Origin of the sequence: Vibrio barjaei (assembly GCF_001639065.2) — a bacterium.
Taxonomy (GTDB): domain Bacteria; phylum Pseudomonadota; class Gammaproteobacteria; order Enterobacterales; family Vibrionaceae; genus Vibrio; species Vibrio barjaei.
In genome coordinates, this window is record NZ_LQXO02000053.1 from 675,660 (window position 1) to 691,587 (window position 15,928).

The window sequence follows — 15,928 nt, forward strand, 5'->3', positions numbered from 1 at the left end:
CATCAGATTTCCTAGTCATATTTAGCAAACTTTTGTTTGAAAGATAACCAACCTAGCTCAACAATGGATACAGATTTTAAAGAAGGTAAATCGTATGTATCCCAATAAACCACATAATGAGTCAAAAACTCTGACAGTATCAGCCATTATTGCAACGGGCTTTGCTATCGCAGGACTTGTTGTCGGTGTGGTAATGGGCTCGTTAGTCATCGCTTTTGATGGTGTGTATTCATTAGTCAGCCTGCTGTTAACTTTATTGTCGCTGGTTGCTGCGACACAGTTGAAAAAGCCAAACAGTACGCTCGCTAAATACGGCCGTACAACCGTTGAAGGTGCCGTGATCGCCATTAAAGCTTCTGTGATTCTACTTATTGTATTGGCGTCGTTATATTCTGCAGTAATAGCAATACTTGGTGGTGGCCGCCCTGTAGATACGTCTATTGCAACCATATTTGGGCTGTTTAACGTTATCGGCTGTGCACTTTCATGGTGGTACATCGCTAAGAAAAACGTAGCTCTGAACTCAAATCTTATTGATGCTGAAACAAAACAATGGCAAATGGACACTATGTTAAGTGTCGCCGTAATGACGGGCTTCATTGCAGCTTGGGTACTAGAGCAATCGCCATTAGCCACATACAGCGTCTATGCTGACCCAGTGATGATGATTTTGATCTCAGCGTATTTTATTAAGGTGCCTGCCGTCATGTTAAAGGACGCATGTGAACAGCTTTCGAGCCCACAAAGTAAGCAAGTATCGGCGTCTAACGCTTAACCAAAATTCAATAAGACTTCATTTAAGCCGGAACATCTTCATGCTCTGGCTTTTCTTTTGTGGCCCAATAACACACAAGTGACCCTATCGTTACCAATGCCACGCCTTGCCAAAATGAAGCGCCTAAAGCAACCGATAAATAGAATGAAGAGAAGATCGTCGAAAATACTGGCGTAAAGTAAGAGAAGGTCGCAAGAAGCACCATATTTCCGCCAATGATAGCTTGATTCCACAGTGCATAACCCGCTCCCATGACCACTCCTGATATCAATAATGTTGATACAGACGAGAGCGTAAATGTCATTCCACTTTCAGAGCTGAATCCATATTGAATCCACAGGGTGATGGCTGTCGCGGCAAAAAATAATACTATGGCATTCTTCCCATTACTCATTTTCGGAGTGATATTACAGTAAAATGCCCAAATAAACGCCGCACTAAATGCCATAAAATAGGTAATCGGATTCGTCGCAATATTTGCTGCAAGTACAGACAACGCTAAACCAGAGTCCCCCGAAATACACCATGCGACGCCAACAAATGCCACCAATACACTCGGATACACCAGAGCACTGACTTTGCGTTTAGTCGATACAACGGCAAGCAATACCGTTAGGGCTGGCCACAGATAGTTGATCACCGCCATTTCCATCGCTTGATGACGGTCATTTGCCATTCCTAGCGCGAGAGCCAAGAAGATTTCGTAACTTACAAAGAGTGCTCCACCTAGTAAAAGATACTTGCGATTGAAGTCTGAAAGCTTAGGAATTCCCATCACCATAGCAAGTGAAATAGTACTCACAGTGTACAACATCGCTGCTCCACCAATTGGCCCAAACAACTCAGCAATATTACGAGTCAATGCCATTAATGTGCTCCACAATAATATTGCAGCAACTCCAAATAGCGTGTATTTGTTTGAACCAAGTCCAGCCATAATCTCTCCTTAAATAATGGCAGCTAATTTTATATAAACTGATATCAGCAATTACTATGCAACTATGTGGGTTTCTATTAACCTTAGATTAAGCAAGTGTGAAAAATATCAGTCAAAAGCCTGAGGATACAGTGCATTTGCCAATGGAAGTGGCTAAACTCGCTCTGCATTTTTAGGAAATCACAATTTAAAGTAACACTTTAACTATGCTCAATTTTTTGTCTATAAAAAACCTGTTTTCTGTTTTACTGATTATTGTCTTAAGTGGATGTGTATCATCAAGCATTGATCCATCGAGGTACGAAAAAAAACCGTCCTATACAATCATCAATGACACACCAACACGCCTGGACGACTATTTTTCGCGGGAAGTCGCTTCACATTCATTGACCACAGAAACGGGGTTCTACCCGCTAGACAAAGGTCATGACGCATTGCTTGCTCGTCTAGCCATCATTGAAACAGCACAATCCAGCATTGATGTTCAATACTATATTTTCCGTGATGACGAAGCCGGCAACTTAATTGCTTGGCGTCTATTCGAAGCAGCAGAACGGGGAGTTAGAGTTAGGTTGCTACTGGATGACATGCAAAAGTACAACGACAGTGATCTAGTGCGCTTTAGCAGTCATCCAAATATCGAAGTACGTATGTTCAATCCGCATCACTTACGCTCGGCTCGTGGCATCGCGATGCTTAGTGATTTTGAGCGACTCAACCACCGCATGCACAATAAGTCACTGACCGTAGATGGTGTGGTTTCCATTGTTGGTGGAAGAAACGTTGGCAACGAATACTACTCCATAGAATCAACAGTCGAGTTCGCCGATCTAGACCTACTTATGGTTGGGAAATCAGTTCGACAGGTAAATCGCCAATTTGATCTCTATTGGAATAGCGATTACAGCGTCCCTATTGAATGGATAACACCTCAGATGGAACACTACACTGACGCAGATGTAGAAACTTGGGTTAAAAGTCTAGGGTTAGAAGCGAAGTTCTCAGGCGGTGTTTATGACTTTGCTAAGCTGCCTCTTTATACCGATCTAATCAATGGAACCATTGATTTGTATTGGGGAGAAAGCGACTTGTTGTATGACCTACCAAATAAACCGGATAGCAAACAAAGTACCTTAATCGATAGCTTGGGCGCCGTATTAGATGAAGGAGAAACTTCTTTAGTATTCATTTCACCTTACTTCGTTCCCACAGAGCGCGGGACCCAAGAGTTGGTCAATGCCGTCAAAGATGGCCTGGAAGTCGTCATTATAACAAACTCTTTGGCTTCCAATGATGTATTTGCCGTTCATGGTTGGTACGCCAAATACCGTAAAGATTTAGTGGAAGGCGGCGTGCAGCTATGGGAAGTAAAATCTCATGCAGAAATCAAGAAGAACTGGAGCCTGACAGGAAGTAGCCGTTCAAGCCTGCACACCAAGGCCATGGTTATCGACAAAACCAAGATCTTTGTAGGCTCAATGAACTTGGACCCACGTTCCGCGCACTTGAATACGGAAATGGGCGTCGTTGTTGAACAGCCAGAATACGCACAAAAAGTCTATGATGAAATTATGCGAGAAATACCCACTACTGCGTATGAGATTGCCATCAAAGATGGTGATGTGGTTTGGATAGATCATTCAACAGGCAATACACTCACCTCTGAACCTGATGCCAGTGTCTGGCGCAAAATGGGCGCTTGGTTCAGTGGCATACTACCCATTGAAGAACAGCTCTAATGGATGGGATAAAAACTAAAAAAGGTAGCCTTGGCTACCTTTTTTCTCAATCTTGAAAGTGATTATGCTTTCTTAAGATCACGTGCTGGGTAAGTTAGAGACATGCCGTCTACTTTAACGTGAACGTAGTAGCCACCACTGCTCAAACCAGTAACAACCATCTGACCTAGATCGATACCTTTTGTTGCAACAACAACATCATCAATAGCAAACATTTTGAACCCTTAATTGGAAATAAGATTAACAGCAATCTTTCGGGCGCTATTGAAGCAAAGTTGATGCGTTTGAACTAATCTGATTTTTTGTCGTTTGGACAAGATTATTTTGTTGTGATAGACATAAAAAACCACCGCTTCAGCGGTGGTTTTTACTATTCATAATCAGTATTTTACAGTGACACTGAACCAAATGCTTGATGCCAAACCGTGTGGCGATTCTCACCACCGTTTTCTTTCTTACGCTCTTCAGCTAACCAGCATAGAAGTTCCCAACCAAAGCCGGCAGCAATGATGCCATCTTTGTCAGTTGGATCCGTATCTGGCGTGTATTCTGCAATATCTGCTCCCACCAAACGTACTTTGCCGGATGCCTTTACTTTACGAATAATATCGTAAACTTGCAGGTGAGTAAGGCCGAACGGATCTGGGCTCGAGTTTGAACGACAGAATGCAGTATCCAGTGCATCAAGGTCAAAGGTAAAGTATACCGGACCACCATCACCACAAAGCTCGATGATCTTATCCGCAACTGCATCTACACCTTGCTCGTACACTTCATTGGTGGTGAAGCCTGTAGTACCAAATGCGATATGGTTACCTTTTACTAGAGCCGTTTGACGACCACGCATACCAATTTGTACCGTACGCTCTGGGTCCGCTAAACCTTCAGAGTAAAGCTTTGGTAACCAGTGACCTGATGTGTACGGGTAATCAAAGTCTGCACGTGTCGACAAATCGTAGTGTGCATCGAAGTGAATCACTCGCAAAGGACCATACTTCTCGCCAAGTGCACGCATCGTTGGATATGGAATTGTGTGGTCACCACCAAAAATCAGTGGCGTACAGTCTTTTTCGACCACCATGTGGTGTAGAAGCTCGGTTAACTGCTCGACTTCTGCTTTTAGTTCAAATTGACCTAAGCTGTCCCAGTTACCATAGTCAGAAACGCGGCACCATTCGAATGGAATTTCACCGTTATCACCAACCGTTCCCATCCCCATTTTACTCAGGTGACGTAGACGCTGTGGTGCGAACTTGTGAGAAGAACCAGTTGGAGAGCATTTCTCAATACCCATTCCGTAGATAACAACATCAGTGTTATCCAAATCTTGCGAGAACGGCGCTTGATAGAAGCCTAGGTAATCTTTATTGATGAAACTCATCTGCTCGATACCTTTGCCACCACCTTGCTCTTTAACACGAGCTAAGTAAGCCGCTACTTCAGGATCAAGGTTATCTGCTGCCGATACGTTTTCCCAAATATGTTTATATTTAGCAACTTTCTCTGGGTCAATTGCTGGCCACTTCTTAACATTAGACATGGTATTGCCTCTCATTTCTGTTGAACATCATCACTTTAGCGACTCTGTTATGGCAAAACCAGTAGCAAGGGGTATGTTACTTAAGTAACCCTGACACGTCGTCTGGGATCAGGGTTACCAATAGTAAGTTGCACCACCATTTTCTTGATGTCAGGCTAAGCGAATACTCGCTGTAGTCGCTCAATGGCTTCTACCACTCGCGCTCTCGGTGTTGCTAGATTAAATCGCAAAAACTGTTCACCACCCGTACCGAATGACGAGCCATGGTTCGCAGCAATTTTGGCCTCACTCTGGACTTTTTCAATCACTTGATCAGGGGTTAAACCTGTACCTGAAAAGTCTACCCACGATAAATACGTCGCTTGCAAAGTCATAGATTGCAATCCATCGATCGCATTAATCGCATCATCAAAGAGACGACGGTTCTCATCCAAGTATTCCACCAGCGCTTCTAACCATGCTTCACCCTGTTCATAAGCGGCCGTTGCCATCAGCATACCGATACGATTGGGTCCAATGCCCGCAGCATTAAGAACACTCGCATACTGAGCTCGCAGCGTTTCATTTGGGATGATGGCGGCACCGGTCAAAGCGGAGGCAATGTTGAATGTCTTGGTTGTCGCCGCAAGGATGACCATATTCTGTTCATGTTTAGGAGCTGCGAGTGTTGCCACAATGTGCTTATTAGGAGGGAAAACCAGATCATGATGAATTTCATCCACCACTAATACCAAGTCATGTTGATCACAAAAATCGGCTACCTCACGGATTTCATCGGCACTCCAAACACGGCCGCCGGGATTATGCGGGGAACATAAGATAACCATCTTTTCTCGCCCATTAAGATTAGCCGCTAAAGCTGGTAGATCCATTTTGTAGTGACCGTCTTCCTGTACTAGAGGACTCTCTACCACAACACGCTTATTGGCATTGATAACGCGCGAGAAAGCATGATAGACCGGAGTAAACAAAATAACGCCATCACCAGGCTCACTATACGCCTGAACACAGAGTGCCGTACCTTGCACCAATCCTGCACAGGTTACTATCCACTCGGACTCAACATTCCACTGGTGTCGCTTGCTCATCCAATCAATAACGGCAGTTTTATAACGACAGTCATCACCATAGTAACCATTAACCCCGTTGTCCGCAGCTTCGATTAAAGCCTGATTGACGGCAGGCGGAGCTTTAAAATCCATATCTGCGACCCACATGGGTAGCCCTTCATCAGGAGAAACACCAAAACTGCTCTCCATCTCATCCCATTTAGCCGAATTGGTACCTCTACGCTCTACAATCTCATCGAAGTCAAACATCGCTTATTTCACCGTCTATATCGTTGGAAAAACAGTTTAACTTGTTGATATTCGGCGAACCAGAGGGTTAGCTCGACATTGTCAACTGAATGTGACCTGTGTGCGGATCAAGGCTTTCATCAACAATGCTAAAACCACAGCGATGATAAAAGCCTATTGCACGACAGTTGTGTTTATACACCGAAAGGGATAACGCTTGGCTTTTCTCTTTGGCATCCGTAATTAAACGCATCCCAATGCCGTCACCTTGTGCTTGTGGGTCAACAAACAAGGCCGCTAAATTGGTATTTACCAAAGAATAGAAACCCAAAACCCGTCCAGCTCGCTCGTATACAAAGGTGTCTGAGTTCGGAAGGTATTTATTACGCATCTCGTCTACGCGTTGGTGCCAGAATAGCGGCTCAACAAAATCATGCGCTTCTACTGACGCACTGAGCCAGATCTTTAACACACAATCTAAATCTTCTTCGGTAAACTCTCTGATCATTGACCTATTCCATATAATATTTGAATCCGTAGTGACTTTTTTCGAAACCAAGACGCTCATAAAACTGATGGGCACGTTCACGAACTTGATTACTGACAAGTTGAACTATCTTGCACCCTTGATATCTAGATTGCTCAATAGCAAACTCAACCAAAGTAGCCCCCACACCTTTTCCTTGAGCATGATTTGCGACAAACACGCCTTCAATATTAGCTCGTATTTCGCCATTGTAAGTAAATTGAGGAATAAAACTCAGTTGCAACGTCCCAACGACGACGTCATCGATAGTAGCAACATATAGGAAATGATCCTTAGACGTCGCAAAATGGTCAAATATCCGATACATATCGTCAGTAATTTGCCCATCGCAGGCTTGCTTTAATTCGGGTCTATCATCCCAAAACAGAGGCAGTATTGAAGGCAGATCATCAGAGTGAGCAATACGGATTTCTATAGTCATAACACATTCATTTATTCAAATTGAGAAAGGTATCGTTAATTATGCAGACCATTCATGACTATAGCTTTACAGCTTAAAATCAACAAGTTGCTGCGCTACCTTGTCACAAATATATTCACCAATCGGTATGGCCGATGTCGCTGCAGGAGAAGGCGCGTTACAGACATGCAAGCTTCTAGAAGTTTGAGCAAATAAAAAGTCGTGCACTAACGACCCATCTGCTTTGACGGCCTGCGCACGAATTCCAGCTGGGTAAGGTTTAAGATCACCCAAGGCAATCGACGGACAGTACTTGTGCACTAACTCCAAGTAACCAGGCTTCCAAATCGAGTTTTTGAATTCAAACAATCCAGCCCTTAAATGCTGCAACGTAACTTTCCAGTAACCAGAAAATGTCAGCATTTGCCAACAGTCACGCCAATCAATGTTAAGTGAGCCGTAACCTTCTCGTTTCCATCCTTGCACCGCATTAGGGCCAACGGTAATGGAGCCATCAATCATTTTGGTTAAGTGAACACCCAAGAACGGTAGCTCGGGGTCAGGGATAGGATAGATAAGGTGGTTAACAACATCACGATGCTTATCCGCAAGCCGATAGTATTCACCGCGATAAGGAATGATTTGAAAGTCGATTTTAATGCCTATCATAGTGGCCATTCGATCCGCCATTAAGCCCGCGCAAACCACTAGTTGTCGACATTTCAGTGTGCTTAAAACACCGTTGTGCAAGCAGGTTAACGTCACATGGTCGTCATACTCCTGCATTGCTTTTACAGACGTTGATAGCCGCACGACACCACCCAATAGCGAAAATTGCTGTGCCATCACTTCGGTAACCTTTCGATAATCAACAATGCTAGTTTCGGTCACTCGAATAGCTCCCAGTCCTGATATATTGGGCTCTAACGCTGCTAACTGCTTTTGATCAATAAGCTCGACCTCAATTCCATTTTGTAGGCAGCGTTGATACAAACTTTGCATCCGTTGCATTTCTAGCTCAGAGGTCGCAACGAGTAGCTTGCCACAGTTTTCTACGGGTATTTGGTGTTGATGACAAAATTCTATCGTCGCTTTAAGACCACGCTTACAGAAATCCGCTTTTAAACTGCCGGGTTGATAGTAAACACCTGCGTGAACAACGCCGCTATTGTGTCCGGTTTGATGCTGCGCTACATGCGATTCTTTTTCCACAACCAGAACAGAACTATCGGGATAACGTTGCTTAAGCTGCCATGCGGTCGATACACCTACAATGCCACCACCAACCACAATAAAGTCGTACATGTCTCTCATCCTTGTGAAACTCGATATTCACTACCTTACTCCGCTGGTCACTAAGAGGAAAGTGAAGGTGTCACAGCTTTTAAGTACAGCGTTATTGACCCCTGATAAATATCGTACTTCGCTTGCTGATCAATCTCGGAAAACTGCATAGAGAATGCGAATCCGTGCAAGTAATCCGCAAGTAAGCTCACTGCGTTTTGCTTCTCTGTCGTAGATAGATCAAGTTCCTCAATAACTTGATTAAACCGACTGATAAATACATTAGCGGGTCCGGCCGTTTTCATCTTGAATAGTGTTTCTAGCAAGCCCGGGTATTGTCCCAATAGCTCAAGGTAACTCCAACCCAGTTGCTGCAGCTCCTGTTGCCAGTCTCGTCCTTCCTCCGGCAGATATATCCCCTCAACCAAAGATACTGCTACAGCTTCTAACAACTCATCCTTGTTTTTGAAGTAATAGTAGATGGCCATCGCATCTATATTCAGCTCAGTCGCTAGCCTTCTGATGCTTGGGATCTTTCCATCCATTTGCATCAAGCGTTTTGCGTTATCCACTATCACTTCTTTGCTCAGCGTGACATTACCTTTAGTTGGACGTCCCCTTTTTTTGGCCTTGACAGTCATAAAAGATCCTAGCTAAACTAATATTAATTTCTACGCTGTAGAATTATAGCAAAATGACCTTTAATATCAAATAGCGGAGTCTCAACAATGGCAAATATCGTATACATAGGAACCAGTCTAGACGGCTATATCGCAGACAAAAACAACGGTCTCGATTGGCTACATGATGTGCCAAACCCTGAGGGCTCAGATTTTGGTTTTGCAGAGTTTATGGACCGAATTGATGGACTCGTTATGGGTAGAAACACTCTAGAAATCGTTCTGAGTTTTGGTATTGAGTGGCCCTACTCTAAGCCGGTATTTGTGTTAAGTAATACACTTACTAAAGTGCCTGAAGGCTATGAGGACAAAGTCTTTCTGGTGAAAGGTAAGCTGAGCGAGATCGTTAGTGACCTAAACTCGAAAGGCTACAAAAACCTCTACATCGATGGCGGTAAAACGATTCAGAGTTTCTTAGCGGAAGATCTAATTGATGAGATGATAATCACCACCATTCCCGTTCTGCTTGGCGGCGGCATTCCATTGTTTGGCGAGCTCGATAAACCGTTGAAGTTCAAACATGTCTCAGCAGAGCGTTACGCTGATTGTATTGTTAAGAACCAATATGTAAGAGTTTAATCATTTTGCAAAGGTGCTAGATAGCTTGTCTAGCACCTCAAAGAACTACCTTCGCGAAGATAAAGTGTGGTGAGAACAACTCTCTATTCTTTAGCTTTCAAATGAAAGCTTGTCACCGAACACGCCTGACCAATCTTTATCAAACTGTGTGACAGCCGGCTCAATGGCGGGATGCGAGAACATTTGCGCCGCCACATCAACTGGTAAAGTGATAGCACCAATTCCCAACTTCATCACATCCATTGCCTGCTGGACATTCTTGAAGCTTGCGGCGAGGATTTTTGTTGAAAGTCCATGCTTTTCAATCAGCAGTTGAAGGTCACGAACCACTGCGACACCATCACCATTCATAGCATCAATGCGGTTAACGTAAGGCGCAAGATAATCGGCGCCACACAATGCAGCCATGAATCCTTGCTGCACCGTGTATATTGCTGTAGCTAGAACCTGAATACCCTCTTGTTTCATTAACTTAATAGCAGCTAACCCAGCCTCCGTAGCGGGGACTTTTATCACCATATCGTAAGGAAGTTCACTTAGCTTCTTTGCTTCCGCTAACATTGAATGAGGATCTTTACTCACCACTTGAGCGTGAAAACGCGCCGTATCACCCAATACTTCTGTCATATTAGCAAGTGTCGTCGTGAGCCCCACCTTAGATTTAGCGACAATCGTCGGGTTGGTGGTCACTCCCTTTAACGGGAAACATTGGTTAAAACGTGCGGTCTCGCTGACATCCGCCGTATCTAAGTAGAGTTCAATCATCTTCTATTCTCAAACCTTTATTTGAACATTATCAAGTTACCAACAATATAGATCTTGCCAATTTGATGGATCTTGACTTTGATCAAGACAATCTTCATATGAAGAGATTAAGTTTCACTTAATGAAAGTAAATAACTTCTTAAAATGAAAGATTGGATGACACATGTATTTTAATATCCAAAGATTCTCTACTCATGATGGCGATGGTATTCGAAGCCTACTGTTTCTCAAGGGGTGCAGCTTGGCATGCCCCTGGTGCCAAAACCCAGAAAGTCGCAGTGCTAAGCATTCTGTGTTGTTCGATAAACGCAGCTGTTTAAGTGACTGTCATCGCTGTTCGGACGCTTGCCCTTCAATTGAAGCTACACCAGAAGGCATCAAGATACATAGAGATACCCTTGATGATTCACAAGTCATTGCATTACGAAATGTGTGCCCGACACAAGCGTTAACCGTGTGTGGTGAAGATGCTCAACAAAAAGTGCTGTTCGATACCTTAATGAAGGATAAGGCGTTTTATGACCAAAGTAGTGGCGGGGTGACTTTCTCTGGTGGCGAACCATTGATGCAATCGGATTTAGTGACGTCCTTAGCCAAGCTACTCCAAGCGGAAGGCGTAAATACGGCTGTAGAAACGTGTATGCATGTACCGTGGAAAAACATAGAACAAGCAGCGCCCTATATTGATTGCTGGCTAACCGATCTTAAACATACCAACGAAAGAAAATTCTTAGACTGGGCACAGGGTTCACTGAAGCGTATTAAGAGTAACTTCCACAAACTAGCGCCTATTGCAAAACGAATCATCATTCGTGTCCCCGTGGTCCCAGACTTTAATGACTCCCCCGAAGAGCTCAACGACATTATAGATTTCGCAGCTGGTATCGAAAGCTGCACTGAACTACACCTGCTGCCCTATCACACGCTAGGCATCAATAAATACCGTTTGTTGGACATGCCCTATTTATGCTCCGACGAACCACTCAACAACCCCGACCTGCTTGAATACGCACGACAGTACGCCAAGCAGTATCCACATATTAACGTGATTGTAAGAGGCTAATGACTATGGAACTCAATTACTTACCTAAGCGTATTCAAGAACATAAGAAAGCTCTGGTTAATATTATTACGCCACCTATTTGTACCGAGCGTGCGCAAGCATACACCAAAGCCTATCAGCAGAATGAAGACAAGCCAGTTATCGTCCAACGTGCACTAGCACTGGAAGAACATTTAGCGACACGCACAATTTGGATCGATAATAACGAGCTAATTGTGGGCAACCAAGCCAGCAAACTGCGAGCGGCGCCTATCTTCCCTGAGTACACCGTACGTTGGATTGAAGCAGAGATTGATGAGCTTGCTGACCGACCAGGAGCAGGCTTTGCTGTCACTGAGCAAGACAAAGACGTTATTCACGCCCTTACCCCATATTGGCGAGGTAAAACGGTTCAGGATCGTTGCTATGGTTTATTCACCGATGAACAACAAGCCATCTTGGCAACGACCATTATCAAAGCCGAAGGTAATATGACATCCGGTGACGCTCACCTAGCAGTCGATAACGAGAAAATTCTCGCCATTGGTTTAGATGGGCTCATTACCGAAGTGGACGATCACCGTTTAAATAACGATATTTCCACTTTTGAAGGACTTAAGAAAGAGCAGTTTTATAAGTCGGTCGATATTGTGTTACGTGCGATTCAGCAACACATTTTGCGTTTCTCGGAATTGGCACTGAGCATGGCGAAAAAGGAGTCGGATACTCAACGCAAACTAGAGCTTGAAACCATTGCCGCAAACTGTGAACACATTGCTTACCACCCACCTTGCAATTTCTGGCAAGCATTACAGCTCAGCTACTTTGTGCAATTGATGCTGCAAATCGAATCAAACGGTCACTCGGTTTCATTTGGTCGTATGGACCAATATCTTAATGATTTCTACATCACCGATATCAACAATGGCTCCCTGCAACCTAGCTTTGCAACAGAACTACTACAAAGCTGCTGGTTAAAACTGCTGGAAGTCAACAAAATACGCTCAGGGGCTCATTCCAAAGCCTCGGCTGGTTCTCCACTTTATCAAAACGTCTGTATTGGCGGTCAAAAGCTTGATGAGAAAGGAGTGCCAATGGATGCGGTCAACCCACTTTCTTGGGCAATTCTTGAGTCATGTGGTCAACTCCGCTCCACGCAGCCTAACTTGAGTGTTCGCTATCACGAAGGCCTGAACCAAGAGTTCTTAATGGGTTGTATCGAAGTCATTAAGTGTGGATTTGGGATGCCGGCGTTTAACAACGATGAAATCGTTATTCCTGAGTTTATAAAACTAGGGGTCGAGCGAGAAGATGCCTACAACTATGCGTCGATTGGTTGTATTGAAACCGCGGTTCCTGGTAAGTGGGGTTATCGCTGCACCGGTATGAGCTTTATTAACTTTGCTCGAATCCTATTGGCCGCGTTAAATGAAGGTGTCGATGCCACGTCTGGCGAGTGCTTCTTACCTCACAGTAAATCACTAGAGAAAAACAATTTCGCTAGTATGGATGAAGTAATGCACAGCTGGGCAGATCAAATCCGTTACTACACCAGAAAGTCGATTGAAATTGATACCGTTGTCGACTCTGTGCTGGAACAACAGGCGCACGATATCTTTTGCTCATCGTTGGTTGATAACTGCTTACCAAGTGGCAAAACTGTCAAGGAAGGCGGTGCGAAGTATGATTGGATATCCGGATTACAAGTGGGTATTGCAAACTTAGGTAACAGCTTGGCAGCTATCAAGCATCTGGTGTTCGATGAAAAGCAGATCAGCCAGCCGGAATTGGCGAAAGCGCTGGCAGAGAACTTTGAAGGTTCACAACAAGAACAGTTGCGCCACCAGCTGATTAACTTTGCGCCTAAATATGGTAACGATGATGACGCCGTCGACCATCTACTAGCGCAAGCGTATCAAGTTTACATTGATGAACTTAAACAATTCGTTAATACCCGACATGGACGAGGCCCGATTGGCGGTGGGTACTATGCGGGGACCTCTAGCATCTCTGCTAACGTGCCATTCGGAGCCTCGACAATGGCAACGCCTGATGGCAGAAAAGCGTCAACGCCACTTGCTGAAGGAGCAAGCCCATCGTCTGGCTCGGATCGTTTGGGACCAACGGCTGTGTACAACTCAGTGGCCAAAATCCAAGCAAATCAGATTCTTGGAGGCGTGTTGTTGAATCAGAAACTCTCTCCTGCTGCTGTGCAGTCGGAAAGCGACAAACTGAAACTATCCATGTTGATTCGAACTTTCTTCAATCATCATAAGGGGTGGCACGTTCAATACAATATCGTATCGAGAGACACCTTACTGGCGGCCAAACGTAATCCTGAACAGTATCGCGATCTCGTGGTTCGAGTTGCAGGATACTCGGCGTTCTTTACTGCATTGTCTCCTGACGCGCAGGATGACCTCATCGCTCGTACCGAGCACGACTTATAACAAGTTTCAAATCAACACTTTCAAATGAAATTGAAACGAAAGAGGGCTATACTGGCCCTCTTCTTAATTGATGTATGCAAACACTCGGAGCCTCAATGAATTCCAGACAGTCTGAAATCTTAAACTTAGTGAACGACAGAACACGAGTGCAAGTCACCGATCTATCTGAGCTGACAGGTGTTTCCGGTGTAACTATTCGTCAAGACCTCAATTATCTAGAGCAAAACGGCTACTTAAAACGGGTTCATGGTGCAGCCGTTTCCTTACAAAGTGATGATATCGACTCTCGTCTTGAAGTGCATTTCGATATAAAACAGCAGCTTGCCAACAAGGCCGCTGATCTTGTTGCCGCTAATGAAACGGTGCTTATCGAAGGCGGCAGTGCCAATGCGTTACTTGCTCGTACACTAGCAGAAAGAGGTGATGTCACCATCATCACTCCTTCTGCCTACATCGCGCATCTCGTTCGTCATACCTCAGCCAACATCATCTTGCTGGGCGGTGTTTACCAACATCAAGGTGAAAGTTTAGTTGGACCACTAACCAAACTGTGCATTGAGAATATTCATTTTAGTACCGCGTTTTTAGGTATTGATGGCTTTGATATTGATACCGGATTTACCAGCCGCGATATGATGCGCGCAGACATTGCCGACACGATCATCCAGAAGAAACGCCGCAATATTGTTTTAACCGACTCCAGCAAATTCGGGCAAATCTTTCCGTCGTCGATTGGCGACACCAGTGAAATATCCATTTTGTTAACTGATGACGCAGTTCCAGAAAACATGGTTAAACATTTACGATCCAAGCACGTTGAAGTCATTATCGGCTAGCGATATTAGTTCAAAGGCAATAGTATTAGTACTGATATGCTTTTGTGTAATAAATGGCGGGCAAGGAAGATATGAAGACTCTTGAGCAGGAACTATCAAGAATAGACTTAAATTTACTGGTATCACTCAGCGTCCTAATAAAAGAACGGAATGTGTCGCGAGCGGCTGAAAAGCTCTACCTCTCCCAACCAGCGATGAGTCGAACCCTTTCCCGGTTAAGAACTCTTTTTGACGATCCTTTGTTTTACCGCGAATCGAATGGCCTGCAACCTACCACCAAAACCCTAGAACTGGAGCCCGAACTCGATCGAATACTGTTATCCATTGATACCTTACTTAATGGACTGAACTTCTCGCCCAGTCAATGTGAGCGCGTCTTTCGAATTTCTGTGCCGCCGTTAATGAGCCGCTTTCTCACTGCTCCCCTAGCTCAAGCGATCAACGAAGTCGCTCCTAATGTATCCCTTGAAGAGTACCCGTCGTCTCTCGATCCTGCGCAATTATTAAAAGACGGGCAAGTAGACTTTTCAATTCACGTTGAAGAAGCGAACCAGAGTGAAGAATACCACTGCCAACAAATTGGCAGCACTTACCCAGTTATCTATGGCTCCAGTACCCATCCGTTACGGAATAAACAGAACATCAGCATTAATGATTGCTTAGAATATCAATTTGTCGACCTGTCTCTAGATGTTCGCTCGACTCAGCATTATCTCAACCCAATTGATATTGAGCTTGCTAATCAAGGACTAGCAAGAAACATCGCATTAAAATCAGGACAACTCGCGACATTGATGGAATCGCTTGAAGACACCGATAGATTAATGATTTCGAGCCATGCCTTGGCCCAAACGTTTGAGAAAAGCTCCAATCTCAAGATCATCAAGCCGTTTAATGACAAGCCTTATTTAGTCAGTATCTATTTGATTGAACATCGCCGAACCTTGAGCAGCCCTGCTCATAAGTGGTTTAAAACGTTAATGTTGGAAACGCTGGCAGAAAAGATATCGGTATCAGATAGTTAGCTAAGATATACATTACATGCATATCTGAAAT

General features: G+C 44.3%; 16 protein-coding genes. 7 read left to right on the forward strand and 9 right to left on the reverse strand.

Translation table 11 applies throughout. The annotated features are described in order from the left end of the window. The first annotated feature begins 94 nt into the window (after positions 1-94). Positions 95-775, forward strand: a complete 681-nt coding sequence (locus AWH66_RS23620; protein WP_063603193.1) for a cation efflux transmembrane domain-containing protein — start codon at positions 95-97, stop codon at positions 773-775. Positions 776-797: 22 nt separating this feature from the next. Here the strand turns inward: AWH66_RS23620 and yddG are convergent, their stop codons facing one another. Next, positions 798-1,712 (reverse strand): aromatic amino acid DMT transporter YddG, encoded by a 915-nt coding sequence (yddG, locus tag AWH66_RS23625; RefSeq protein ID WP_063603192.1) that lies wholly within the window; start codon positions 1,710-1,712, stop codon positions 798-800. 206 nt (positions 1,713-1,918) lie between these two features. Between yddG and AWH66_RS23630 the strand changes: the two genes are divergently transcribed. Beyond that, entirely contained in the window at positions 1,919-3,451 is a 1,533-nt protein-coding gene (locus tag AWH66_RS23630) for a phospholipase D family protein (protein WP_063603191.1), read from the forward strand. A gap of 62 nt (positions 3,452-3,513) precedes the next feature. Here the strand turns inward: AWH66_RS23630 and AWH66_RS25785 are convergent, their stop codons facing one another. From AWH66_RS25785 to AWH66_RS23660, 7 genes are all read right to left on the reverse strand, one after another. Then, the gene (locus AWH66_RS25785) at positions 3,514-3,666 is read right to left on the reverse strand and encodes a hypothetical protein (protein ID WP_006069207.1); all 153 of its coding nucleotides are present in this window, start codon (positions 3,664-3,666) and stop codon (positions 3,514-3,516) included. Between the two features lie 173 nt (positions 3,667-3,839). After that, positions 3,840-4,991 (reverse strand): arginase family protein, encoded by a 1,152-nt coding sequence (locus AWH66_RS23635; RefSeq protein WP_031494544.1) that lies wholly within the window; start codon positions 4,989-4,991, stop codon positions 3,840-3,842. Positions 4,992-5,146: 155 nt separating this feature from the next. Then, positions 5,147-6,310 carry a MalY/PatB family protein gene (locus tag AWH66_RS23640; RefSeq protein ID WP_063603190.1) on the reverse strand — a complete coding sequence of 388 codons (1,164 nt, stop codon included), beginning with the start codon at positions 6,308-6,310 and terminating at the stop codon, positions 5,147-5,149. A 67-nt stretch (positions 6,311-6,377) separates the two neighbouring features. After that, a complete protein-coding gene (locus AWH66_RS23645) occupies positions 6,378-6,797 on the reverse strand; it encodes an N-acetyltransferase (RefSeq protein WP_063603189.1) in 420 nt (139 codons plus the stop codon). Positions 6,798-6,801: 4 nt separating this feature from the next. Then, the gene (locus AWH66_RS23650; RefSeq protein ID WP_063603188.1) at positions 6,802-7,257 is read right to left on the reverse strand and encodes a GNAT family N-acetyltransferase; all 456 of its coding nucleotides are present in this window, start codon (positions 7,255-7,257) and stop codon (positions 6,802-6,804) included. 66 nt (positions 7,258-7,323) lie between these two features. Next, the gene (lhgO, locus tag AWH66_RS23655) at positions 7,324-8,550 is read right to left on the reverse strand and encodes an L-2-hydroxyglutarate oxidase (RefSeq protein ID WP_063603187.1); all 1,227 of its coding nucleotides are present in this window, start codon (positions 8,548-8,550) and stop codon (positions 7,324-7,326) included. Positions 8,551-8,591: 41 nt separating this feature from the next. Continuing rightward, positions 8,592-9,161: a TetR/AcrR family transcriptional regulator gene (locus tag AWH66_RS23660; protein ID WP_063603186.1), complete on the reverse strand. Its 570-nt coding sequence runs from the start codon at positions 9,159-9,161 to the stop codon at positions 8,592-8,594. 87 nt (positions 9,162-9,248) lie between these two features. Between AWH66_RS23660 and AWH66_RS23665 the strand changes: the two genes are divergently transcribed. Further along, complete coding sequence (locus tag AWH66_RS23665) at positions 9,249-9,779, forward strand: dihydrofolate reductase family protein (RefSeq protein WP_063603185.1); 531 nt, start codon at positions 9,249-9,251, stop codon at positions 9,777-9,779. Between the two features lie 90 nt (positions 9,780-9,869). Here the strand turns inward: AWH66_RS23665 and AWH66_RS23670 are convergent, their stop codons facing one another. Beyond that, positions 9,870-10,544, reverse strand: coding sequence for a fructose-6-phosphate aldolase (locus AWH66_RS23670; protein WP_063603184.1), 675 nt, complete (start codon positions 10,542-10,544; stop codon positions 9,870-9,872). A 163-nt stretch (positions 10,545-10,707) separates the two neighbouring features. Here AWH66_RS23670 and AWH66_RS23675 point away from each other — a divergent pair, with 163 nt between their 5' ends. The 4 genes from AWH66_RS23675 (at position 10,708) to AWH66_RS23690 (ending at position 15,897) form a co-directional block, all read left to right on the forward strand. Further along, positions 10,708-11,607: a glycyl-radical enzyme activating protein gene (locus AWH66_RS23675; RefSeq protein WP_063603183.1), complete on the forward strand. Its 900-nt coding sequence runs from the start codon at positions 10,708-10,710 to the stop codon at positions 11,605-11,607. 5 nt (positions 11,608-11,612) lie between these two features. Further along, complete coding sequence (locus AWH66_RS23680) at positions 11,613-14,036, forward strand: formate C-acetyltransferase/glycerol dehydratase family glycyl radical enzyme (protein WP_063603706.1); 2,424 nt, start codon at positions 11,613-11,615, stop codon at positions 14,034-14,036. 95 nt (positions 14,037-14,131) lie between these two features. Continuing rightward, positions 14,132-14,872, forward strand: a complete 741-nt coding sequence (locus tag AWH66_RS23685) for a DeoR/GlpR family DNA-binding transcription regulator (protein WP_038226276.1) — start codon at positions 14,132-14,134, stop codon at positions 14,870-14,872. A gap of 71 nt (positions 14,873-14,943) precedes the next feature. Then, a complete protein-coding gene (locus tag AWH66_RS23690) occupies positions 14,944-15,897 on the forward strand; it encodes a LysR family transcriptional regulator (RefSeq protein ID WP_063603182.1) in 954 nt (317 codons plus the stop codon). Positions 15,898-15,928 lie beyond the last annotated feature (31 nt).